The organism is Streptomyces sp. NBC_00158 (assembly GCF_045160885.1).
Classification (GTDB): domain Bacteria; phylum Actinomycetota; class Actinomycetes; order Streptomycetales; family Streptomycetaceae; genus Streptomyces.
Map to the genome: position 1 here is coordinate 3,083,983 of NZ_CP108161.1, position 21,367 is coordinate 3,105,349.

The window sequence follows — 21,367 nt, forward strand, 5'->3', positions numbered from 1 at the left end:
CCTGAGCCCCGCCGGCCAAGCCCCCACCGACGCCCCAGCCGATCCGGCCTGACCCAGAAGCCACCGCCCGGGGTCAGCGCTGGCCGGAGGCCCGCGCGTAGAGCTTGGCGGCGTAGTCGCCGAGGACCGTGCTCGTGGACACGTCGTCCGTGTCCCCGCCGGTCAGGATGCCGATGATCTTCCCGTCGCGGCCGATCCAGGCACTGCCGCTGGTACCGCCCGGGAAGTCGGAGCAGTCGAAGCGCTGCTGCCGCTCGCCGGTGCGGACGGCGACGGCCGTGCACGTACGCGGAACCTTGCGGTCGGCGGGGTAACCCGTCACCGTGACCTCCTCGCCCGCGCGGCCGGAGGTGTCCAGGGGAGCGCCGCCGGTGACGGCCTCCACGGTGCGGCCCTTGTCGTCGGGGGCCAGGCGGGCGAAGGCGAGGTCGTAGTCGTCGTCGGTGCCCTCGGCCCAGCGCTCGTCCTCGAAGACCTCCTCGATCTTCCACACCCCGTACGGGGCCGTCCCGTTCACGTACCCGGGGGCGAAGACGGCACCCTTGCCGCCGGTCTGCTTGCCCTCCATCAGGCAGTGGCCGGCGGTGACGATCAGGTTCTTGCCGGGGCTGCGCACGACGGTGGCGGTGCAGAAGTGCTCCCCGTCCAGGCCGCCCGTGAAGAGGGCACCGGTGAACGCGACGGGTCCGCCGGGCTGGGGGCTCGCGGCGGCCGGCGGGGGCGATGCGAGCTGCGGCTTCGACACCTGCGCCCGCGACGGCCCGGTCGGCGAAGCCGAGGGCAGCGCCGACTTGGCCCGCACGGGCGCGGCCGCCTCGGGGGGCGGAGCCAACTCGGCCACCGCCGCCGATGCGCCGAGCGCCGCCAGTGCGCACAGCACTCCCGTCACCACGGACCGTTTGTCCACCGCCATGATCCCTCCCGCTTTGCCCTGGCGAGCATGCCCCGCGGACATGCCAAGGTGCAAGGCCGGAGGGCTGGGCAGGGTGGTGTTGGCGGGATTCAGCCTGGCCGGATCAGAGCAGGTCCGGGGGATTCCCGTCAGTCCCATCGTCCTTCCGGGGCGGCCCGGCCTGTCAAGGGCGCTCCCTCCGGTCGCGTCGCTTCGCGATGGCCTTCGGCCACCCTTGACAGACCGACCCGCCCCGGAATGCCGAAAGACTGCCGGGAAGCCCCCGAAGGAACGGTCATGGGGGAGAGAGGGGACACCAGCCGTATCAGCGTTGAGGCGAGGCGCCGGGGGCCGGTCGGCCGGGCATCCGAGCCCTCAACAGTCCCCGTTCCGGACCGGGCGCGCTCTACCCGCACGAGAGGACGAACAGGCCGGCCGAGGGGGCCGATGGGCGCGACAGATCGCTACGCGCTCCTCTCGTCTCGGCGTCCGGCGCCCGTCCGGGGCTGATACCTGCACGAGAGGACGAACGGAGCGGTGTAGGAATCCGATAGGCGCGGCAGATCGCTACGCGCTCCTCTCGTCTCGGCGTCCGGCGCCCGTCCGGGGCCGATACCCGCACGAGAAGACGAACAGAGCGCCCTGGGGAGCCTCCGGGCGCGGCAGATCGCTACGCGCTCCTCTGGTCTCGGCGGCCGGCGGCCGTCTGGGGCCGATGGCCGCCCTGGGGAGGACAATGGGCTCGTGAGCGCGACATACGACGACCTGGACGGGGTCATGGGGATCGGGCAGGACGCCGGGGGGACGGTCTTCTACCTGCGCATCACGGCGGGCGAGCTCACCTACGACCGGAGCGGGGAGGCGTTCGACCACATCCAGGTCGTCCTCCACCGGCAGGACGACGCCCACGACATGTTCGAGACCGACGAGCTGGACCAGCTGGCCGCCGAGCTCCGTCGCGGCGTCCTCGACTGGTACGGCGAGCGCCTGGAGTTCCGCCTCCCCACTCCCGCAGAGCGTGACCTGATCCACGCCGCCACCGGCTGGCCTCAGGTGGCGCCGAAGCCGAGATAGGTCCAGGACACCCCGGGCCGTCCGTGCGGGTCCTCCCGCTCCGCGAGGTGCAGGACCTCCAGCCCGCACGTCCGGGCGAGCTCCACGGTCTCCCCTGCGGTGACGGCGAACATCCGCCGGCCCGCCGGAACCGGCCCGTGCCGCAGCGAGAGCACCACCCGCCCCCCACTCGCGAGCAGACCGGCCAGCCGGCCCATCCCCGCCGCGCGCTCACCTTCGTCCAGGTGCATCCAGACCGCCGTCAGGAGGACCAGGTCGAAGCGACGCGCCTCCAGGCCCGGCAGCCCGGGGAGCTCGTCATCCACCCACTCGATCCCCCGCCCGGCATGGATGCGCATCCCCACAGCCCGCAGTTCGGCGGTCGGTTCAACCGCGACCACCCGATGCCCTCGCCCGGCCAAGGCCGCCGCGTCCCGCCCGCTGCCCGCCCCGACGTCCAGGACCGAGCCCGGCCGGGTCGGAAACAGGTGCAGGACCTCACGGTGCACCTCTTCGAAGGTCACGCTCTCGTACTGCTCGGCCAGCACCTCGGCCGCCTCGCCATATCCGGCCGTACTGGCCAACACCGGTCCGTCGAAAGCCTCGTCATCCATGGCACCGGACCTTACGACGCTCCAGATCAACCTCTGGTGCGGGTATCAGCCACAGGCGGTCGCCGGACGCCGAGACGAGAGGAGCGCGTAGCGATCTGTCGCGCTTGGGGGCTCCGCCGGGCGCTCTGATCGGCCTCTTGCGCAGGCAGGCGACCCCCGGCCCCTCGCCTCATCGCTGACACGGCCGTCCCTTCAACCATGGACCGTGCCGTTCTTTTGGGGGTTTCCCGGCAGTCTTCGTTTTTCCGTGGCGGGACGGCCTGTCAAGGGTGGCCGAAGGCCATCGCGAAGCGACGCGACGAAGGAGCGCCCTTGACAGGCCGGCACGACGCGGAAGGACGATGAGACTGACGGGAAAGCCCCATACCTTCTCTGAGACCGTCCGGCCGGAACCCCGTCAGCCCGTCACGCCGCCGAGGAAGGCCGTCCAGGCCGCGGGGGCGAGGGCCAGCTCGGGGCCGGCCGCCACCTTGGAGTCCCGGACGTGGACGGCCTGCGGGCAGGCGGCCACCTCGACGCAGTTGTCGCCGTCGCTGCCGCTGTACGTCGACTTGTGCCAGGAGAGGGCTACTTCGACGCAGTTATCGTTGTCGCTGCTGCTGTAGCTGCTCTTGAACCAGTGCAGATCGGCGTTGCTCATAGCGTCCCTCGCGTTCTCTCCAACAGGCCCAAGGAGTCAGCCGGGTTGAGAGCCTGCGAACGCAGTTTGGCATACCGCCGCTGGAGGATGCTGACCTCTTTGGGGTCCGAGATGAGGACGCCCGTGCGCTGACCTTCGCTGTAGCCGAACCACTGGTGGTCGGGGGTTTCCAGGAGGCAGATGGGGCCAGCGTGACCGGCATGCTCCGACTGATCCCTCGGCATGACCTGAATCGTCACATTGCGCAGCTGGCCCATCGCGATGATGTGCTCGATCTGATCCCTTATAGCTCCTTCCCCGCCGAACCTGCGATCGAATACCGCCTGCTCGACGATGAAGCTGAAGGAGGAGTTGGGCAGGGCACGGAAGATGCGCTGACGATCGAGCCGAGACGCCACCTGGCTCGCCATCTCTTCATCCTCCAGGGGCGGGACTCGCTCCGCCATCATTCCCCGCGCATACCCCTCCGCCTGCAACAGCCCCGGCACCATCCGGCACTCGTACGTGTACAGACTCAGCGCCGTGGGCTCCAGCAGTGCCCACTTCCGGAACCACGACGCCACCTGCCTGGGCCGCGTCAGGTAGCGGGCCGCACCCCTTACAGCCCCGAAGCAGTCGAGCCGCTCTTCCACCAGCTCCACGAACTGCTCACTCGGGTAGCGACGGATCTGCTCCACCGAGCCGACGTACTGCGCGGAGTAGCCGATCAGCTCGGCCAACCCCTCCTGGGTGACGCCGGCACGTTTACGGAAGGCTTTGAGTACTGCCGCGAAGCCGCGGAGGGCCCCGTTCGGGTCCTCGACATCGTCGCCACCCTCTTCGGTCTCACAGTCGGCGTCGTTCACGCGCTCCACCTCTGACACCCCCAACTCACGCACCTCCGCGCCATGTTCCGGGCACCCCATCCCCCCGGACCAGTACCTCCACTCGTACAGCGCGAGGAGTAGCAGCAGCTCGGTCGAATCCGACCGCTCCCGATCACCAACGGCCTTTACAAACAACCGTTTTCACGTAAGCTCCCCCTCAACAGCCAAACAGTGTCCGGGGGAAACAGTAATGCTGATCGCCACCACCACAGCCATCGCCACCGCCGCCGCCCTCACCACCCCCCTCGCCGCCCTCCTCACCCACCGCGCCCTCCGCCGCGCCGCCAACGCGCGCCTGATGCGGATCACGACCCCGAACGGCATCGACGAACAACACTTCGTCCGCATCGGCGGCATCGACCAGTGGATCTCCATCCGGGGCGAGGACCGGGCGAACCCCGTGCTGCTGGAGATCCACGGCGGCCCGGGCGCGGCCAACTCCCCCTACGGCGCCCGCACCCGTTCCTGGGAGCGGCACTTCACCCTCGTCCGGTGGGACATGCGCGGAGCCGGCCTCACCTTCGCCAACGGCGGCGCACCCGCCCAAGGCCCGGGCCCGGCCACCTTCGAGCGGCTCTACGCCGACGCCCTCGAAGTCACCCACCACGTCCGCGAGCGCCTCGGCGTCGACCGGGTCGTGCTCCTCGCAAGCTCCTTCGGCACCGTCTTCGGGCTCCGCCTGGCCCGCAACCACCCCGAGCTCTACTCCGCGTACGTCGGCACCGACCAGAACGTCCTGGAGGCGGGCCGCGACACCACCGCGTACGACGCCACCCTCGACCGGCTCCGGGCGGCGGGCAAGACGGCGCAGGCGGCGGAGATCGAGGCCATGGGCCCGGACCCGCGACGCTGGACCTCGAAGCAGCGGACCGCGTACGACAAGCTGTGCGCGGGCAGCGACCCGCTGACGCTGGACACCGTGAAGAAGGTGGTCCTGGGTTCGATGTGGCTGTCGCCCCTGTACTCCCTCCGCACGATCGCGGCGTACTTCAAGGCCCAGGCCTTCTCGGAGACCGTCACCCCCGGCTCCCACGACATCGACGTCTGGGCCGACGGGACCACCTTCGAGATCCCCTTCTTCGTCTTCCAGGGCGCCCAGGACGTGATCACCCCGGCCGCCCGCGCGAAGGCCTACTTCGACGCGGTCGACGCTCCCCGCAAGGCCTTCGCCCTGATCGAGGACGCGAGCCACTTCGCGGCCCTGCGCCACCCGGACCGCTTCCTGAACCTGCTCCTCACCCACGTCCACCCGGCCGTCACGGCCACCCCGGCCGCCACCGCCTGACCGCGAGGTGAGTCAGTCCGCCGTCCCGCGCGGCACGACCCACCGCATCGGCTGGCCCGTGACCTCGGCGATCATGTCGTAGTCGCCGTCGTAGTGCAGGACGGTCGCGCCGTGCCGCTCGGCGGTCGCCGCGATGACCAGGTCCGGCAGGGAAACCGCCTTCCAGTTCCCCGCCACGATGAGCTGCTTCTGCACGTCCAGCGCCCGGTCCCACACCTCGTCCGGGGTCGAGAGCCAGGCGAAGGCCCCCAATCCGGCCCGCACCCGGTCGGCGTCCCCCTTGGAGCGGGCGCTGTACAGGACCTCCAGCTCCACCGCCCCGCACACACCCAGCACTCCCGCCACGTGCAGCGGATCGATGACGGCGCGGACGGCAGGCTTGGGGTAGCGGGCGAGGGCCGACTTGTCGATCAGGAAACGCCCGGTCATGCCGCCCTGGCCTGCACATCGCCCGCCTCACCTGCGGGCTGATCCACCGGGCCCGTCAGGTCCGGAAGCCCACCCTCGGCGAGCCAGCTCAGGAACTCTTCCCGCTTGCGACGGTTCACGGCATCTTGAAGGGCCGCGTTCACCGTGGCGACCTTCGTCTTCGTGCCGAAGAGCTCGGCGGCCTCCGCCAGCAGGGCATCGTCCACATCGATGACGGTTCTGGCCATGATGACCTCCTCGGCGCGGGGCTACCTGCCTCCGCCCACTTAAACGATATCAAGATCGACGACAAGAGATATCGTTTCTGCGGTCAGAGGCAGGCCGCACCCACCTCCCCTACGCCCCCGGCCCCGCCCAGAGCCCCTCCGGCGTGAGCCCCAGCAGGTCGATCGCGTTGCCGCGGACGATGCGGTCCACGACGTCCGGGGCCAGGTGGCCCATCTGGGCCTCGCCGACCTCCCTCGACTTCGGCCAGGTGGAGTCCGAGTGCGGGTAGTCCGTCTCGTAGAGGACGTTGCCCACCCCGATGGCGTCCAGGTTGCGCAGCCCGAACGCGTCGTCGAACAAGCAGCCGTAGACGTGCTCGGCGAAGAGCTCGGACGGGGGGCGGTGGACCTTGTCGGCGACTCCGCCCCAGCCGCGGTTCTCCTCCCAGACCACGTTCGCGCGCTCCAGGACGTAGGGGATCCATCCGATCTGACCCTCGGCGTACATGATCTTCAGGTTGGGGAAGCGCTCGAACTTGCCGCTCATCAGCCAGTCCACCATCGAGAAGCAGCAGTTGGCGAAGGTGATGGTGGAGCCGACGGCCGGCGGGGCGTCCGCCGAGGTGGACGGCATGCGCGACGAGGAGCCGATGTGCATGGCGATGACCGTGCCGGTCTCGTCGCACGCCTGGAGGAAGGGGTCCCAGTCGTCCGTGTGGACCGACGGCAGCCCCAGGTGCGGGGGTATCTCGGAGAAGGCGACGGCGCGCACGCCCCGGGCGGCGTTGCGGCGGACCTCCGCCGCGGCCAGCCGGGCGTCCCACAGGGGGATGAGGGTCAGCGGGATGAGGCGGCCCCCGGCCTCCGGGCCGCACCACTCCTCCACCATCCAGTCGTTGTAGGCGCGTACGCCGAGCAGTCCGAGCTCGCGGTCCTTGGCCTCGGTGAAGGTCTGGCCGCAGAAGCGCGGGAAGGTGGGGAAGCAGAGGGCGGACTGGACGTGGTTGACGTCCATGTCGGCGAGCCGCTCGGGAACCGAGAAGGAGCCCGGACGCATCTGCTCGTAGGTGATGACTTCCAGCTTGATCTCGTCACGGTCGTACCCCACCGCGGTGTCGAGGCGGGTGAGCGGCCGGTGCAGGTCCTCGTACACCCACCAGTCGCCGACCGGGCCGTCGTCGCCCTTCGCGCCCATGACGGGCGCGAACTTGCCGCCGAGGAAGGTCATTTCCTTGAGGGGGGCGCGGACGATCCGGGGGCCGGTGTCGCGGTACTTGGACGGGAGCCGGTCCCGCCAGACGTTGGGGGGCTCAACCGTGTGGTCGTCCACCGAGATGATCTTCGGGAAGGTCTCCATGCGTTCTACGGTAGCGCCGAACTGACGAACCGTCAGCTATTCGCGCCGCAGTCCGGCCGCAGTCCCGCCGTGGTCGTGCTTCGGCCAGGAGTGGTTGGCTCCGCCGCGGGCTGACTTGTACGTGCAACACAGGGCAGACTGACCCTTAAACCGACGGAAGGCAGGGGGGACGACAGATGGACGGCGTACCGCCCATCCCGCAGCAGCGGAACAACCCCGACGCGGCCCGCTCCCGCAGCGGCACCAGCACGAGCACCGAAGCCGCCACCGACACCACCCCCTCACCGGACTCCCCCGCGCCCGCCCCCGCCGACAACCGCTTCGCCGTCCTCGGCCCCGTCCGCGCCTGGCGCGGCGCCGAGGCGCTGCCCTCCGGCAGCCCCCAGCAGCGCGCCCTGCTCGCCGTACTGCTGCTGCGCGACGGCCGCACCGCCACTGCGCCCGAGCTGATCGACGCCATATGGGGCGAGGACCCGCCGCAGCAGGCCCTCGCCACCATCCGCACGTACGCCTCCCGGCTCCGCAAGGTCCTCGAACCCGGGCTGCTCGTCAGCGACGCCGGCGGCTACGCCATCCGGCTGCGCCGGCAGGAGGCCCTCGACCTCGGGATCGCCCGCAGCCTCGCCGCCGACGCCGAGAAGGCCCGCGCCGCCGGCGACCGCGCCCTCGCCCGTACGCTGCTGGCCCGCGCCCTGGAGATGTGGGACGGCGAACCCCTCGCCGGGGTCCCCGGACCGCACGCCGAGACCGAACGCACCCGCCTGTCCGAGTGGCGCCTCCAGCTGCTGGAGACCCGCCTCGACCTCGACCTCGAAGTCGGCCAGCACGCCGAGGCCGTCTCCGAGCTCACCGCCCTCACCGCCGCCCACCCCCTCCAGGAGCGGCTGCGCGAGCTGCTGATGCTCGCCCTCTACCGCAGCGGCCGGCAGGCCGAGGCCCTCGCCGTCTACGCGGACACCCGCCGCCTCCTCGCCGAGGAACTCGGCGTCGACCCGCGCCCCGAGCTGTCCGCGCTCCAGCAGCGGATCCTGAACGCCGACGCCGAACTCGCCCGCGCCGAGGACCCGGCCCCCACCGCCGCACCCGTACTCGTGAGGCCCGCCCAGTTGCCCGCCACCGTGCCCGACTTCACCGGCCGCGCCCCCTTCGTCGCCGAGCTCGGGGAGATCCTCGCCGGCGCCGACGGGCAGGTCATGGCCGTCTCCGCACTGGCCGGCATCGGCGGCGTCGGCAAGACCACCCTCGCCGTGCACGTCGCCCACGCCGCCCGGCCGCACTTCCCCGACGGGCAGCTCTACGTCGACCTCCAGGGCACCGAACCCCGCCCCGCCCTCCCCGAAGCCGTCCTCGGCTCCTTCCTGCGGTCCCTCGGCACCCCCGACAGCTCCATCCCCGACTCCCCCGCCGACCGGGCCGCGCTCTACCGCTCGATCCTCGACGGCCGCCGCGTCCTGGTCCTGCTCGACAACGCCCGCGACGCCGCCCAGGTCCGCCCGCTCCTGCCCGGCACCGCCGGCTGCGCCGCCCTCGTCACCAGCCGGGTCCGGATGTCGGGCCTCGCCGGGGCCCATCTCGTCGACCTCGACGTGATGAGCCCCGAGGAGGCCCTACAGCTGTTCACCCGCATCGTCGGCGCCGAACGGGTCGGCGCCGAACGGCAGGCCGCCCTCGACGTCGTCGGCGCCTGCGGGTTCCTGCCGCTCGCCATCCGCATCGCCGCGTCCCGGCTCGCCGCCCGCCGCACCTGGACCGTCTCCGTCCTCGCCGCCAAGCTCGCCGACGAGCGCCGCCGCCTCGACGAGCTCCAGGCCGGCGACCTCGCCGTCAAGGCCACCTTCGAGCTCGGCTACGGCCAGCTGGAACCCGCCCAGCAGCGCGCCTTCCGCCTCCTCGGCCTCGCCGACGGACCCGACGTCTCCCTCGCCGCCGCGGCCGCCGTGCTCGACCTCCCGGAGCACGACACCGAGGACCTCCTGGAGGCTTTAGTCGACTGCTCCCTGCTGGAATCCGCCGCGCCCGGACGCTACCGGTTCCACGACCTCGTACGGCTCTACGCGCGTGCCTGCGCCGAACGGGACGAGCAGCCCGCCGGCCGCGCCGACGCCCTCGACCGGCTCCTCGACTTCTACCTCGCCACCGCCGCCCGCGTGTACGCGGTCGAGCGCCCCGGGGACCGGCTCCCCGCCCACCTCAGCACCACCCGCCACCCCGGCCTGGTCCTCTCCGACCCCCGCGCCGCCCTGGACTGGCTCTTCGCCGAGGCCGACCCGCTGCTCGCCTGCGTACGCCAGTCCGCCGGCCGGCCCGAGGCCCTGCGCCGGGCCGTGGACCTGCTGTGGGCGGCCAAGGACCTCGCCGAGTCCGGCGCCAACTCCAAGCAGTACGAGTCCGCCGCCCTGACCCTGTGCGAGGCGGCCCGCGCCGCCCGGGACGCGCGCGTGGAGGGCCGGGCGCGCACCACCCTGACCATGGTCCACCTGTTCGCCGGCCGGTTCGCCGAGGCCGACGAGCAGGCCCGCCAGGCCATGGAGCTGGCCCGCGAGGCCGGCGACCCGCTGCCCAGCTGCTGGGCCCCCAACGACCGGGGGATCATCGCCCTCTACGAGAAGCGCTACGAGGACGGCGAGCGCTACCTGCTGGAGGCCATAGAGAGCTTCCGCGCCGACGACAACCACATCGGCGAGGCCAGCGCCCTGTGCAACCTCTCCCGCATCCACGTCGGCCTGGGCCGGCTCGGCAGCGCCATAGACCTGGCCCGGCAGGGCATCGCCGTCTACGACCGGATGGGCCTGACCCTGCGCCTGGCCAACGGCCGCTACGCGCTCGGCATCGCCCTCACCCAGGCCGGCCGGCTCGGTGAGGCACTGGCGCAGCTCGGCGAGGCCCTGGCGCTGTTCCACGACAACCGGCAGCCGCTGTGGGAGGGCGTCACGCACTTCCGGCTCGCCGAGGCCCACCTGGCGGCGCAGCGGCCCACCCTGGCCGCCAAGCACGCCGAGCAGGCGATCGCGCTGCGCGGCATCGGCGGGGAGTGGCGGCGGGCGACCGTGCTGACGGTCCTGGGGAAGGCACTGCGGCGGCTGGGCCAGCCGGACCGCGCGCGGGCGTGCTGGCGGGACGCGGAGACGGTCTTCGCGCAGCTGGGGTCGGCGGAACTGGCCGAGGTGCGGGCCCTGCTGGCGTCGGAACTGGCCGCCTGAACCGCCCCGTTCGGGGTGGGCGGTGGCCCGTCCGGTGATGGACGTGGACGTTCATCGTTCGTTTATCGCCGCGCGCCACGATAGGTACATCGACCCGGCGCTTCGGGGGGCTACCGGGCCGGTTGGAGGACTACCCGTTCGGCGGTCCACGGGGGAACCGCCGAACGGGCCCGCCCCAGCACGGGCCCGACTCAGGATCAGGAGAGCCGAGATGACGACGAACGAGAACAGCCTTCCGCTCGACGGGGACATCAGACCGTTCGACAACCACGCCTCGGGCGCCGAGATCGACCCGCGGGAGCTCCCGGTGGAGCCGCCCGTGGCGAAGCCCGGCGAGACTCCGGACGACAACCACGCCTCCGGCGAGGAGATCGTCTCGCTGGACAACCACGCGTCCGGCCCGCGCCCGTAGCACCGGGAGCAGGCACGGCGCAGTACGGGGGAAACGTACGGGGGGAACGCGTACGGGGGGCCCTTGAGCGGCCGTACGGGGGACGTACGGGGGAGCCGCTCGGGGGGCGTACGGGGGTACGGGGGAAGAACGCGAGGACGGACGGCCCACGGGGGATTCGGGGGAATTCGGGGCCGTCCGCACGGGGGAACGAGCGCGGCGGTCGCGGTGGCCGGAGGGGGACCACCGCGGCCGCCGCCTTTCCGCGTCCGGTACGCCGTAGGGTGTGACCGTGTTCACTTCTCAGGGGCCCAGCCTGCGCGAACTGGCCGTCCAGGCACTGTCGTCGGTCGAGCACGGCTACGACCTGCTCGCGCCCAAGTTCGACGGGACGCCCTTCCGGACTCCGGACCGGATGCTAGACGCCGTCGAGGAGACCCTGGCCGCGCGGGAGGGTTCCTTCGGGTCGGGGCTGGACGTGTGCTGCGGTACGGGTGCGGGGCTGGGGATGCTGCGCCGGCTGTGCCGGGACCGGGTGACCGGGGTGGACCTCAGCGCGGGCATGCTGGCGGAGGCCGCGCGGGCGCACCCCGAGGGCGTGGACCTGCTGCGGGCCGACGCGCTGGCGCTGCCGGAGGCGCTCGCGGGCGCGTACGACCTGGCGGTGAGCTTCGGGGCGTTCGGGCACTTCCTGCCGTCGGAGCGGCCGGCCCTGTTCGCGGAGGTGTACCGGGCGCTGCGGCCGGGCGGGGTGTTCGCCTTCCCGGTCGGCGCCCCGATCCCGCTGACGTCGCCGCTGTGGTGGGCGGTGGCGGGCTTCGACGCGGCGATGCGGGTGCGCAACGCGGTGTGGCGGCCGCCGTTCGTCATGTACTACCGCACGTTCCCGTTCGGCCCGGTCCGGGCCGACCTGGAGGCGGTGGGCTTCGGGGTGGAGACGGTCCCGCTGGAGCACTTCGGGCACCGGGAGGACGGCACCCCGCGCTGGCGGCTGCTGCTGGCCCGCAAGGGCGTCTGAGCGGCCCGTCCGGTCACCGGATCCGGTCGAAGGGCAGGTGCACCCGCAGCCGGTCGGTGAGGTCGTTGCCGGCGCGGAGGCGGGCCTTGTCGTTGCCGGACAGGGAGCGGCCGTAGACGCGTACGTCGTCCAGGGCGCCCGCGTAGAAGGCCTTGTAGTCGGGCTGCGTGCCGAGGTGGACGGTGAAGGCTCCGGTGGGGCGGAAGTCCATGTGGTCCGGGGCGAGCGTGGTGGCGGCGGGCGGGCCGCCGTCGACGGAGAGTTCGAGGCGGGTGCCCTTGCGCTGGAGGACGACGTGGTGCCAGGCGTCGTCGTCGGTGCGGGCGGGGGCGGTGAGCGCGGCGGGGCCGGTACCGGCGTCGAGGGTGGCTTCGAGTCGGCCGGTGGCGGGGTCGGCCTCGATGCGGAGCTGCTTGGCGGCGGGTCCCTGGCCGTAGGCCCAGAAGAGGGGCTGGCGCTGCCCGCTGTCCCGGTCCTGGCCGCGGGTCTTGTACTTGACCCAGGTGGCGACGGCGAAGTCACCGTCCCCGATGCGGAGTTGGTCGGGGCAGTCGATCAGGCGCAGGAAGTCGTCCTTGCCGTCGAAGCGCATGGTCTTCCCGCCGTCGGGGCGGTTGCCGAGCCTGGGGGCGCCGTGGACGACGGCGTCGGCGTGGAAGGGGGTGGCGTCGTCGGTGTGGCGCGGGGTGAGGTCCTCGGCGGCGGCCTGGAGCTCGTGGGGGCCGAAGGCGGTGAACTTGACGTAGCCGTGCGGGGTGCCGTTGGCGGTCTCGTAGAGCATGCCGACCCGGCCGCCGGGCAGGACGGCCATGTCGGAGTAGCCGGCGCGTTCGCGCAGGACGACGGCGCCGCTCCTGGACCAGGTGCGGCCCTCGTCCTTCGAGGTGCGCACGGCCAGGGTCCAGCGGTCGGAGAACTCGGCGCCGGGCCGGCTGGGTGCCGACAGCAGGAGGGGGCCGCCGGGCAGCTGGAGCACGGATCCGGCGGCGGGCGGGGCGGGGAGGCCGGTGACGGGGAGGAAGCCGGGGTCGGGGACGGTGGGGGCTGCGGCGTCCTCGACGATGGCGGCGACGCGGTGGTCGGGGGTGCCGCAGGTGGCGGTGGAGCGGGCGTTGACGTAGATCCGGCCGTCGGGCAGCTGGGTGAGGGCGGGTTCGTTGGGGGCGGGGGTGCCCTGGGGGGCGCCCCAGCGGGCTCCGGGCTGCCAGGTGAGGCCGCCGTCGTCGCTGTAGAGGAGCTGGGCGCCGGATTCGCCCGGCTCGGTGCGGTAGTCGGCGCTGACGACGAGCCGGCCGGGGCGGTCGGGGCGGGTCGGGGTGAGCTGGATGCCGTGGCCGGGTCCGACGGAGACCCAGGCCCAGTCGGCGCCCTTGAGCTGGGGCTGCGGGGCGGGGTCGGTGGTCCAGCCGGCGCCGTCGTCGGTGCTGTGGGCCAGGCGCAGTTCGCGGGGGCCGCGTACGCGGTTGCCGTCGGCGTCGGGGGCCCAGGTGCTGTAGGCGTGGAGGAGGGTGATGCGTCCGGAGGCGGAGTCGACGACGGGGACGGGGTTGCCGTAGGCGCCGGGGTCGCCGGCGCCGCGCACGACCTGCATGGGGCCCCAGGTGCGGCCCTCGTCGGTGGAGCGCTTGAGGACGATGTCGATGTCGCCGATGTCGTCGCAGCCGGCGGTGCGGGCCTCGGCCATGGCCAGCAGGGTGCCGTCCTTGGTGGTGGTGAGGGTGGGGATGCGGTAGCAGTCGTAGCCCTCGGTGAAGGCGCTGAAGGGTGCGGAGACGGCGGCGGTGAGGCCGGCCTTCTTCTTCCCCTTCGCGGTTCCGCCGTCGCCGTCGGCCGGGTCGGTCGACGAGGGGGCGAGGGTGAGCCAGCCCGCGGCGCACAGGCCGAGCGCGCCGGCGGCGGCCCACGCCACGCCCGCCACGCCCGCCCTGCCCGCCGGCCGGCGGGGCCGGAACGGCAAACGGAATCGGACACCTGACTGGTTTGACCTCACCCGTGCAGGCTAACGCCCCCGTCGGGCCGGGACCCGGCCGCCGCGCGGCGGTCAGCGCGTGCGGAGTTCCGTCTTGAGGACCTTGCCGCTGGCGTTGCGCGGGAGGGCGGCGACGAACTCGACCTGGCGCGGGACCTTGTAGTTGGCCATCTCCCGCCTGGACCAGGCGATCAGGTCGTCGGCGGTGAGGGTGGAGCCGGGGCGGCGGACCGCGTACGCCTTGCCGACCTCCCCGAGCCTCGGGTCGGGCACGCCGACGACGGCGACGTCGGCGATGTCCGGGTGGAGGCCGAGGAGTTGCTCGATCTCGGCGGGGTAGGCGTTGAAGCCGCCGACGATGAACATGTCCTTGATCCGGTCGGTGATGCGCAGGTTGCCCGCGGCGTCGAGGACGCCGACGTCGCCGGTGCGCAGCCAGCCGTCGGGGGTGATGGCGGCCGCGGTGCCCTCGGGGTCCTCGAAGTAGCCGCGCATGACGTGGTGGCCGCGGACCAGGACCTCGCCGGGCCGCCCGGCGGGGAGGGCGGCGCCGTCGGCGGCGGTGACGCGCACCTCGGTGTCGGGGATGGGCCGGCCGGAGGTGGCGGCGACGGTCTCGGCGGGGTCGTCGCGGCGGCACATGGTGACGATGCCGCCGGCCTCGGAGAGCCCGTAGGCGGTGAGGACGGTGGCGATGCGGAGTTCGGCACGGAGCCGTTCGACGAGCTGGAGGGGGACGACGGCGGCGCCGGTGACGACCAGGCGCAGTGCGGACAGGTCGTGGTGGTCGCGCTGGGGGTGGTCGAGGAGGGACTGGTGGAGGGTGGGCGGGCCGGGGAGCACGGAGATCCGCTCGGCGGCGATGTTGGCGAGGACGGTGTCCACGTTGAAGACGGGCTGGGGGACCATCGTGGCGCCGCGCATCAGGCAGGCGATGATCCCGGCCTTGTAGCCGAAGGTGTGGAAGAAGGGGTTCACGATGAGGTAGCGGTCGCCCTCGCGGAGTCCGGCGAGCTCGCTCCAGACGGCGTAGCAGCGCAGGGTCTGGGCGTGGGTGATGACGGCGCCCTTGGGGCGGCCGGTGGTACCGGAGGTGAAGATGATGTCGGAGGGGGTGTCGGGGCGTATCGCTCCGGCGCGTTCGCGGACGGCCGCGGCGGGTACCGCGTCCCCGCCGGCGAGGAAGTCCTTCCAGGTGCGGAAGGCCTCGGGGGCGTCGTCGGCGAGGACGACGACCTGGTCGAGGTGGGGCAGGCCGGGCAGCGGGCCGGTGCCGGTGCCTTCGGCGGCGGCGCGGCGCAGGGAGGCGACGTAGGAGGTGCCGAGGAAGGTGCCGGTGACGAAGAGCAGGCGGGCGCGGCTGCGCGCGAGGACGTAGGCGGCTTCGGCGCCCTTGAAGCGGGTGTTGAGGGGGACGAGGACCGCTCCGGCGGTGACGGCGCCGAGGGCGGACACGATCCATTCGAGGGTGTTGGGGGCCCAGACGGCGACCCGGTCGCCGGGTCCGGTGCCGGCGGCGATGCAGGCGGCGGCCGCCCGTTCGACGCGGGCGCCGAGTTCGGCGTAGGTGATCCGGGTGCGCCCGTCGACGACGGCCTCGCGGTCGCCGTACCGCTCGGCGGCGTCGCGCACGAGGGCGGCGACGGTGCCCCAGCGCAGGTCGCCGCGGGGGTCGGGGGTGCCGGGCGGGGGGGTTCCCGGGCCGCCCGCGCCCGCTCCGGGGTCCGTTCCGGATGCGGCTCCGGATTCGGCTCGGGGGTCCGTTCCGGATACGGCTCCCAGGTCCGCTCCGGGGGCCCTTTCGGAGTCCGTTCCGGCCTTTTCGGTGCCGTCCGCGCCCGCGCCCTCGTACATCCGCCCGCCCCTCCCTGGATCCCAGTAGCTGACTATCCGTCAGATTAGCTGTAGCCTTCGCGGCTGTCAGTACTGGTGCACCCGGAGGTGGCGATGGCCGCAACGCTCAAGGACGCTACGGCAATCGTCGGCATCGGCCAGACCGCCTTTGCCAAACGGCTGCCGCAGACCGAGAAGGAACTGGCCTGCCGGGCGATCCTCGCGGCCCTCGCCGACGCGGGCATCGCACCCTCCGAGGTCGACGGCTTCGCCTCCTACACGATGGAGGAGACCGACGAGGTCGAGGTCGCCAAGGCCATCGGCGCCGGCGACGTCACCTTCTTCTCCAAGGTCGGCTACGGCGGCGGCGGTTCCTGCGCCACCGTCGGCCACCTCGCCGCCGCCATAGCCACCGGCCAGGCCACCGTGGGCGTCGCCTGGCGCTCCCGCAAACGCGGCTCCGGCCCCAGACCGTGGAAGAACACGGCCGTCCAGCTGCCCACCCCCGGCCAGTGGACCCGCCCCTTCGGACTGCTGCGCCCCGCCGACGAGATCGGCATGCTGGCCCGCCGCTACATGCACGAGTACGGGGCCACCCGCGACCACCTCTTCAACGTCGCGATGGCCTGCCGCAACCGGGCCAACGAGAACCCCGCCGCGATGATGTACGAGCGCCCGCTGACCCGCGAGATGTACATGAGCTCCCGCATGATCAGCGACCCGCTCTGCCTCTTCGACAACTGCCTGGAGACCGACGGCGCCCTCGCCTGCGTGATCGTCTCCGCCGAGCGCGCCCGGGACTGCCGGCAGAAACCCGTCTACGTGCACTCCACCGCCCAGGGGCTGCCCGCCCAGCACCACGGGATGGTCAACTACTGGAACGACGACCCGCTGTCCGGGCCCGCCTGGACCGCCGCCCGGCACCTGTGGAAACAGGCCGACTTCGGCCCGTCCGACGTGGACGTCGCCCAGATCTACGACGCCTTCACCCCCCTGATCCCGCTCTCCCTGGAGGGCTACGGCTTCTGCGGGCGCGGCGAGGGCGCCGCCTTCACCGAGGGCGGGTCCCTCGAACTCGGCGGCCGGCTCCCGATCAACACCGGGGGCGGCGGGCTGAGCGAGGCGTACGTCCACGGCTTCAACCTGATCAACGAGGGCGTCAAGCAGCTGCGCGGCACCTCCACCGCGCAGGTGCCGGACGCCGCCACCTGCCTGGTGACGGCGGGCGAGGGCGTCCCGACGTCCGCGATCCTGCTGCGCGCGTGAGGAGCCGACCGATGACCACTGCCGAAGAGACCACCGCATCCGCCGGGGAATCCCTCCTGCTGCCCGTGCCCGACGAGGACGGCGCCCCCTTCTGGGAGTACGCCGCCCGGGGCGAACTCCGCGTCCAGGGCTGCACCGCCTGCGGCCGGCTGCGCTTCCCGCCCCGCCCCTGCTGCCCGCACTGCCAGTCCTTCGACGGCGAGTGGCGCCGGATGAGCGGCCGGGGCCGGATCTGGTCCTGGGTCCGGCCGCACCCGCCGCTGCTGCCCGCGTACGCCGCGCAGGCCCCGTACAACGTCGTCCTCGTCGAGCTGGCCGACGCCCCGCAGATCCGGCTCGCCGGGAACCTGGTCACCTCCGCCGACGCCCCGCTGAACTCCGTCGACCCGGCGCGGCTGCGCGTCGGCGCCCGGGTGCAGGCGGTGTTCACCGAGGTCGGCGGGATGAGCGTGCCGCGCTGGGTACTGGAGAAGGCATGACCCTGCGCGTCGAACGGGACAAGGCCGCCGGGGTCGCCGTCGTCACCCTGGACCGGGAGCGCCGGCACAACGCGATCGACCTGGAGACGGCCGCCGCCCTGGCCGGGGTGTGGCGGGAGCTGCGCTTCGACGGGGACGTGCGGGCGGTGGTGCTCACGGGCGCGGGCACCGCCGCGTTCTGCACGGGGATCGACCGGTCGGCCGAGGTCCCGCAGCCGGAGTCCCCGTACTCGGCCGACGACCCGCTGATCGCGATCGGCCCGAAGGCCAACGACCTGTGGAAGCCGGTGGTCGCCGCCGTCAACGGCATGGCTTGCGGCGGGGCGTTCTACCTGCTCGGCGAGGCGGAGTTCATCGTGTCGTCGACCAGCGCGACGTACTTCGACCCGCACACCTCGTACGGGATGGTCAGCGCCTACGAGGCCGTGTACATGGCGCAGCGGATGCCGTTCGGGGAGGCGGCCCGGATGTCCCTGATGGGGACGGCCGAACGGCTCTCCGCGCGGCGGGCGTACGAGATCGGGCTGGTCTCGGAGCTTGCGGAGCCCGGGGAGCTGCTGGAGGCGGCGCTGCGTTCGGCGCGGACGCTGGCCGGGTTCCCGACGGATGCGGTGCAGGGCACGGTGCGGGCCCTGTGGTCGGCGAAGCGGGCGGCGCTCCAGCAGGCGCTGGACCAGGCGCCGGCACTGATCGCGCTGGGGAACCTCCCGGCGGAGCGCCAGGCGTCCCTGTTCGCGACCCGCCGCCCGGGGGCGGAGTTCCGACTGCGCTGAACCGGGCACCGGGCGGGCCGGGGCATCGGGCCGTCGGCTGCGTCCCGCCCGGGCCCGCCACCCGGGCCCGCCGCCCGGGGCGGCCGTCCGCGGGGCCGGGAGCGCGGCCGACCGGTTCCCCGCGCCGGAGCGGGCCGGGGCCGCCCGACCTGTCGGCATTCACCACCCCACACCCGGAACGCACTCCTCCACTCTCTGCGCCACCAGCGAAGACGCCGCCCGCGCCGTACTTTGCCGACGTGAACCGTGGTTGCATCCGACGACCGAACCCGGCGGCAGCCGCACACCCCCCGCGTCCCTTCGGTGAGCACCGCATCACCAAGAGGAGCACGGAACAGTGCGACGCACCATCAGCACCGAGATCAGCATCGACGCGACCCCCGAAGAGGTCTGGGCGGTCCTCACCGACCTCCCCCGCTACTGCACCTGGAACCCGTTCATCCGCGCGGCCGCCGGGGAGGCGGTGCCCGGCGAGAGGCTCACCCTGACGATGTACCCGGAGTCCGGGAAGCCCACGACGTTCCGGCCGACCGTCCTGGTCGCCTCCCCCGGCACCGAGCTGCGCTGGCTCGGGCACTTCCTCGTCCGCGGCCTCTTCGACGGCGAGCACTACCTGCGCCTGTCCGAGGGCCCGAACCGCACCACCCGGCTGGTGCACGGCGAGCGCTTCCGCGGCCTGCTGGTCCCCTTCCTCGGCCGGCTCCTGGACGGCACCGGGCGCAACTTCACCGCGATGAACGACGCCCTGCGCGCCCGGGTGGAATCGGCCCGCGCCACGTCCTGACGCGCCCGGCGTGCGGCCGCGGGAATCCGGACATAGCGTCGGGATCATGACCCCCTGCCCCATGACCCCTACCCCGGAGGGCCGGGCATGATCCGCAACGCAATCGGCTCGATCATCGGCCTGATCGGGGCGGCGGCCGCCGTCTGGAGCCCCTTCCGCGCCTGGTACGACGGCCGCCCCGGCCGCGACTACCGCATCGAGGAGCTGTTCGCCGGCTCCGGCGTCACCGACGACGGGGCCGCCCTGCTGGGCTCGCTGCTGCTGCCGTCCCTGTTCGCGGCGCTGCTGACGCTGCTGGCGGTCGTACGCCGCTCACGGCTGCTTATGGCGTTCGCGGGGGTCGTCGTACTGGGCTTCGCGGTGCTGTGGATGGTCCGCCAGGGCCAGGCGGCGGGAGGGCTGTCGGTCGGCGTCGAGGGCACCGGCATCGGCTCGGGCGTCGCCACCGCCTTCGGCGCGGGCGCCCTGCTGCTGCTCGCGGCGGCCGTCATGCGCGGCCGCCCCCGCCGCTCGCGACGCGAACTCCCGCGCGACGCGGTCGACCCGGTGGACCCCCGCCGATGGGCCCCCACCTCCCCGCAGGACCACTGAAACGACGTCGGCCCCGCACCACCACGGACCACCTCCCGGTCCTGGCGGTGCAGAGCCTCCCGGTGGTGTGACGCCGGCTCGGGCCCGCCATCTCCCCCTCGAGGGGGCGGAGGCCGGTCGGCGGCTGCCCACCCGCCCCCGCCTGCGGGCCCGGGGGCCTGGGAGCGGGATCCCCTGGGGCGGTCTCAGAGCAGCCTGGGTTGATCGGAGCTCCCTGGGAAGCCCCCCAGACGCGACAGATCGCTACGCGACTCTTCGTGTCTCGGCGACCCCCGCCCGTCGCGGCACGAGCTCCCACACGATGCGGTCGACCCCGTGGACCGCGCCCCGCAGGTCAGACGCGCCATGACCGGTCGGGGTCGGCGAGCCAGGCGCTCTGTCCCGCGTCGGTGACCGTCAGCCCGAAGCCTTCGAAGCCCGGCCGACCAGCGTGGTCCCACCAACGGAACGCCCTCTCGACCTCGTCCCACAGCCTCCGGGGCCCGGACTGGACGACCTCGAACTCACGGGATCCCGGAACGTGGTCCGCCGTGGCCCAGGACTCGGTATCGGTGCTGTAGAGCCAGAGCGTGTACGTCCCGTCCTCGTACGGCTCCGACCGCCAGAAGACGCCCGGAACCCGCAAGCCGATGACGAACTGGGCGATCCAGCTGCCGGTGTCGGCTGGGGAGAGCCTGGTGGTGCTCCTCGCCCCACCGGCCGGCCACTCCTCGCCCTTCAAGTACTCCTCGAACGGGGGCCGTGCAGCCCGCTGCTGCCGCAGTCTCATGAAGGCCGAAGAGCGGGTGAAGAACCCCGAGGCCGCACCGCCGCGGACGATCAGACGCACGATGGCTTCTCCGCCGTATTCCGTGGCCCAGGGGGCCACGATGACCCCGCCGTCACGCGTCTGCTCGATCCACGGCCGAGGAACACTCCCGATCGGGCAAGTGGCGATCACCCGGTCATAGGGGCCACCGCCCACGTGTCCGAGGCGGCCGTCACCCACGAAGACCAGCGGACGCAGCCCGGCACGGCGCAGGTTCTCGCCCGCGGCCCGCGCCACGTCCTCGTCGTACTCGATGCTCACCACGTTCTCGTGCCCAAGGCGATGGGCGAGGAGTCCGGCGTTCCAGCCCGTGCCGGTGCCGATCTCCAACACCTTGACGCCGTCGCACACATCGAGGTCGGTGAGCATGGAGCACACCATGCGGGGCATGGAACTGGAACTCGTCGGGGTGGTGCCGAGCCCATCGCCCTGGTGGAGGCCGTCGTCCCATTGGGTCGTCAGCGGAATGTCGGAGTACACGGCTGCCCGCCATGCGGCCGGATCGCCGTCGCGGGACACGAGCGCGTTCTGGCGCGTTCCGTCTGCGATCCCGGGCCAGATGCGGTCAGGAAGGAACAGCTCGCGTGGGACCGCCTGAAAGGACGGCAACCAGTCCGATGTCAGTGCGCCCGATTCCACGAGCGCGGAGGCGAGCCCGTTGGGGCCCGCCTCCTCTGCACGCACGGCCATTGCGCCGCTACTCGCCGCTCGCCGGGCCGGAGCCGTCGGACGTATTGCCGCCCTCGTCGGAGCCACCGCCTCCGTGCTTGGCACCGCTCTGGCTGTCGTCCTGCTGACTACCGCCCTGCCCGGATCCGGTGCCTCCACCGTGCTTTCCGGTCATGGTCGTCTCCTCGTCGTTGTGTGGTCGAGTGCCGACAGAGCACTCCAAGGCGCGCTGGAAGTGTGTGAT

General features: G+C 72.8%; 21 protein-coding genes. 10 read left to right on the top strand and 11 right to left on the bottom strand.

Annotated elements, in window-relative coordinates; all coding sequences use genetic code 11:
• Nucleotides 1–73 precede the first annotated feature (73 nt).
• Nucleotides 74–913 (bottom strand): trypsin-like serine peptidase, encoded by an 840-nt coding sequence (locus OG553_RS14050; RefSeq protein ID WP_405979304.1) that lies wholly within the window; start codon nucleotides 911–913, stop codon nucleotides 74–76.
• A gap of 723 nt (nucleotides 914–1,636) precedes the next feature.
• Here OG553_RS14050 and OG553_RS14055 point away from each other — a divergent pair.
• Nucleotides 1,637–1,966 (top strand): hypothetical protein, encoded by a 330-nt coding sequence (locus OG553_RS14055; RefSeq protein ID WP_405979305.1) that lies wholly within the window; start codon nucleotides 1,637–1,639, stop codon nucleotides 1,964–1,966.
• Here the strand turns inward: OG553_RS14055 and OG553_RS14060 are convergent.
• The 3 genes from OG553_RS14060 to OG553_RS14070 all read right to left on the bottom strand — a co-directional run bounded on the left by OG553_RS14060 (nucleotide 1,942) and on the right by OG553_RS14070 (nucleotide 4,044).
• Nucleotides 1,942–2,559 carry a class I SAM-dependent methyltransferase gene (locus tag OG553_RS14060; protein ID WP_405979306.1) on the bottom strand — a complete coding sequence of 206 codons (618 nt, stop codon included), beginning with the start codon at nucleotides 2,557–2,559 and terminating at the stop codon, nucleotides 1,942–1,944. The two genes, OG553_RS14055 and OG553_RS14060, sit on opposite strands and share 25 nt — an antisense overlap.
• A gap of 397 nt (nucleotides 2,560–2,956) precedes the next feature.
• Nucleotides 2,957–3,199, bottom strand: a complete 243-nt coding sequence (locus tag OG553_RS14065) for a DUF397 domain-containing protein (RefSeq protein WP_405979307.1) — start codon at nucleotides 3,197–3,199, stop codon at nucleotides 2,957–2,959.
• A complete protein-coding gene (locus OG553_RS14070) occupies nucleotides 3,196–4,044 on the bottom strand; it encodes a helix-turn-helix domain-containing protein (RefSeq protein WP_405979308.1) in 849 nt (282 codons plus the stop codon). Before OG553_RS14070 ends, OG553_RS14065 begins: the two co-directional genes overlap by 4 nt.
• Before the next feature lie 211 nt (nucleotides 4,045–4,255).
• Here OG553_RS14070 and OG553_RS14075 point away from each other — a divergent pair, with 211 nt between their 5' ends.
• Nucleotides 4,256–5,350, top strand: coding sequence for an alpha/beta fold hydrolase (locus OG553_RS14075; protein ID WP_405979309.1), 1,095 nt, complete (start codon nucleotides 4,256–4,258; stop codon nucleotides 5,348–5,350).
• A 12-nt stretch (nucleotides 5,351–5,362) separates the two neighbouring features.
• Here the strand turns inward: OG553_RS14075 and OG553_RS14080 are convergent, their stop codons facing one another.
• From OG553_RS14080 to OG553_RS14090, 3 genes are all read right to left on the bottom strand, one after another.
• Nucleotides 5,363–5,779, bottom strand: coding sequence for a PIN domain nuclease (locus OG553_RS14080; protein ID WP_007265748.1), 417 nt, complete (start codon nucleotides 5,777–5,779; stop codon nucleotides 5,363–5,365).
• Nucleotides 5,776–6,006 (bottom strand): type II toxin-antitoxin system VapB family antitoxin, encoded by a 231-nt coding sequence (locus OG553_RS14085; RefSeq protein WP_405979310.1) that lies wholly within the window; start codon nucleotides 6,004–6,006, stop codon nucleotides 5,776–5,778. Before OG553_RS14085 ends, OG553_RS14080 begins: the two co-directional genes overlap by 4 nt.
• 109 nt (nucleotides 6,007–6,115) lie before the next feature.
• Nucleotides 6,116–7,342, bottom strand: coding sequence for an amidohydrolase family protein (locus OG553_RS14090; protein ID WP_405979311.1), 1,227 nt, complete (start codon nucleotides 7,340–7,342; stop codon nucleotides 6,116–6,118).
• Nucleotides 7,343–7,518: 176 nt separating this feature from the next.
• On the opposite strand from OG553_RS14090, the gene OG553_RS14095 reads away from it, so the two are divergent.
• The 3 genes from OG553_RS14095 to OG553_RS14105 all read left to right on the top strand — a co-directional run bounded on the left by OG553_RS14095 (nucleotide 7,519) and on the right by OG553_RS14105 (nucleotide 11,951).
• A complete protein-coding gene (locus OG553_RS14095) occupies nucleotides 7,519–10,542 on the top strand; it encodes a BTAD domain-containing putative transcriptional regulator (protein WP_405979312.1) in 3,024 nt (1,007 codons plus the stop codon).
• Nucleotides 10,543–10,753: 211 nt separating this feature from the next.
• Nucleotides 10,754–10,954, top strand: coding sequence for a hypothetical protein (locus OG553_RS14100; protein WP_405979313.1), 201 nt, complete (start codon nucleotides 10,754–10,756; stop codon nucleotides 10,952–10,954).
• 271 nt (nucleotides 10,955–11,225) lie between these two features.
• Nucleotides 11,226–11,951 carry a class I SAM-dependent methyltransferase gene (locus OG553_RS14105; RefSeq protein ID WP_405979314.1) on the top strand — a complete coding sequence of 242 codons (726 nt, stop codon included), beginning with the start codon at nucleotides 11,226–11,228 and terminating at the stop codon, nucleotides 11,949–11,951.
• Nucleotides 11,952–11,964: 13 nt separating this feature from the next.
• On the opposite strand, the gene OG553_RS14110 is transcribed toward OG553_RS14105, so the two are convergent.
• Complete coding sequence (locus tag OG553_RS14110; RefSeq protein WP_405979315.1) at nucleotides 11,965–13,869, bottom strand: exo-alpha-sialidase; 1,905 nt, start codon at nucleotides 13,867–13,869, stop codon at nucleotides 11,965–11,967.
• Between the two features lie 123 nt (nucleotides 13,870–13,992).
• Complete coding sequence (locus OG553_RS14115) at nucleotides 13,993–15,774, bottom strand: FadD3 family acyl-CoA ligase (RefSeq protein ID WP_405979316.1); 1,782 nt, start codon at nucleotides 15,772–15,774, stop codon at nucleotides 13,993–13,995.
• 93 nt (nucleotides 15,775–15,867) lie between these two features.
• On the opposite strand from OG553_RS14115, the gene OG553_RS14120 reads away from it, so the two are divergent.
• The 5 genes from OG553_RS14120 (at nucleotide 15,868) to OG553_RS14140 (ending at nucleotide 19,646) form a co-directional block, all read left to right on the top strand.
• On the top strand, nucleotides 15,868–17,019 hold the full coding sequence (locus OG553_RS14120; protein WP_405979317.1) for a lipid-transfer protein: 1,152 nt from the start codon (nucleotides 15,868–15,870) through the stop codon (nucleotides 17,017–17,019).
• Nucleotides 17,020–17,030: 11 nt separating this feature from the next.
• Nucleotides 17,031–17,498, top strand: a complete 468-nt coding sequence (locus OG553_RS14125; protein ID WP_405979318.1) for a Zn-ribbon domain-containing OB-fold protein — start codon at nucleotides 17,031–17,033, stop codon at nucleotides 17,496–17,498.
• A complete protein-coding gene (locus tag OG553_RS14130) occupies nucleotides 17,495–18,271 on the top strand; it encodes an enoyl-CoA hydratase/isomerase family protein (protein ID WP_405979319.1) in 777 nt (258 codons plus the stop codon). Before OG553_RS14125 ends, OG553_RS14130 begins: the two co-directional genes overlap by 4 nt.
• A gap of 337 nt (nucleotides 18,272–18,608) precedes the next feature.
• Nucleotides 18,609–19,055: an SRPBCC family protein gene (locus OG553_RS14135; RefSeq protein ID WP_405979320.1), complete on the top strand. Its 447-nt coding sequence runs from the start codon at nucleotides 18,609–18,611 to the stop codon at nucleotides 19,053–19,055.
• Nucleotides 19,056–19,142: 87 nt separating this feature from the next.
• Complete coding sequence (locus tag OG553_RS14140) at nucleotides 19,143–19,646, top strand: hypothetical protein (protein ID WP_405979321.1); 504 nt, start codon at nucleotides 19,143–19,145, stop codon at nucleotides 19,644–19,646.
• A 334-nt stretch (nucleotides 19,647–19,980) separates the two neighbouring features.
• Here OG553_RS14140 and OG553_RS14145 read toward each other — a convergent pair whose 3' ends face one another.
• Both OG553_RS14145 and OG553_RS14150 read right to left on the bottom strand, forming a co-directional pair.
• Nucleotides 19,981–21,144, bottom strand: coding sequence for a methyltransferase domain-containing protein (locus tag OG553_RS14145; RefSeq protein WP_405979322.1), 1,164 nt, complete (start codon nucleotides 21,142–21,144; stop codon nucleotides 19,981–19,983).
• 7 nt (nucleotides 21,145–21,151) lie between these two features.
• Nucleotides 21,152–21,298 carry a hypothetical protein gene (locus tag OG553_RS14150; protein ID WP_405979323.1) on the bottom strand — a complete coding sequence of 49 codons (147 nt, stop codon included), beginning with the start codon at nucleotides 21,296–21,298 and terminating at the stop codon, nucleotides 21,152–21,154.
• Nucleotides 21,299–21,367: the final 69 nt, after the last annotated feature.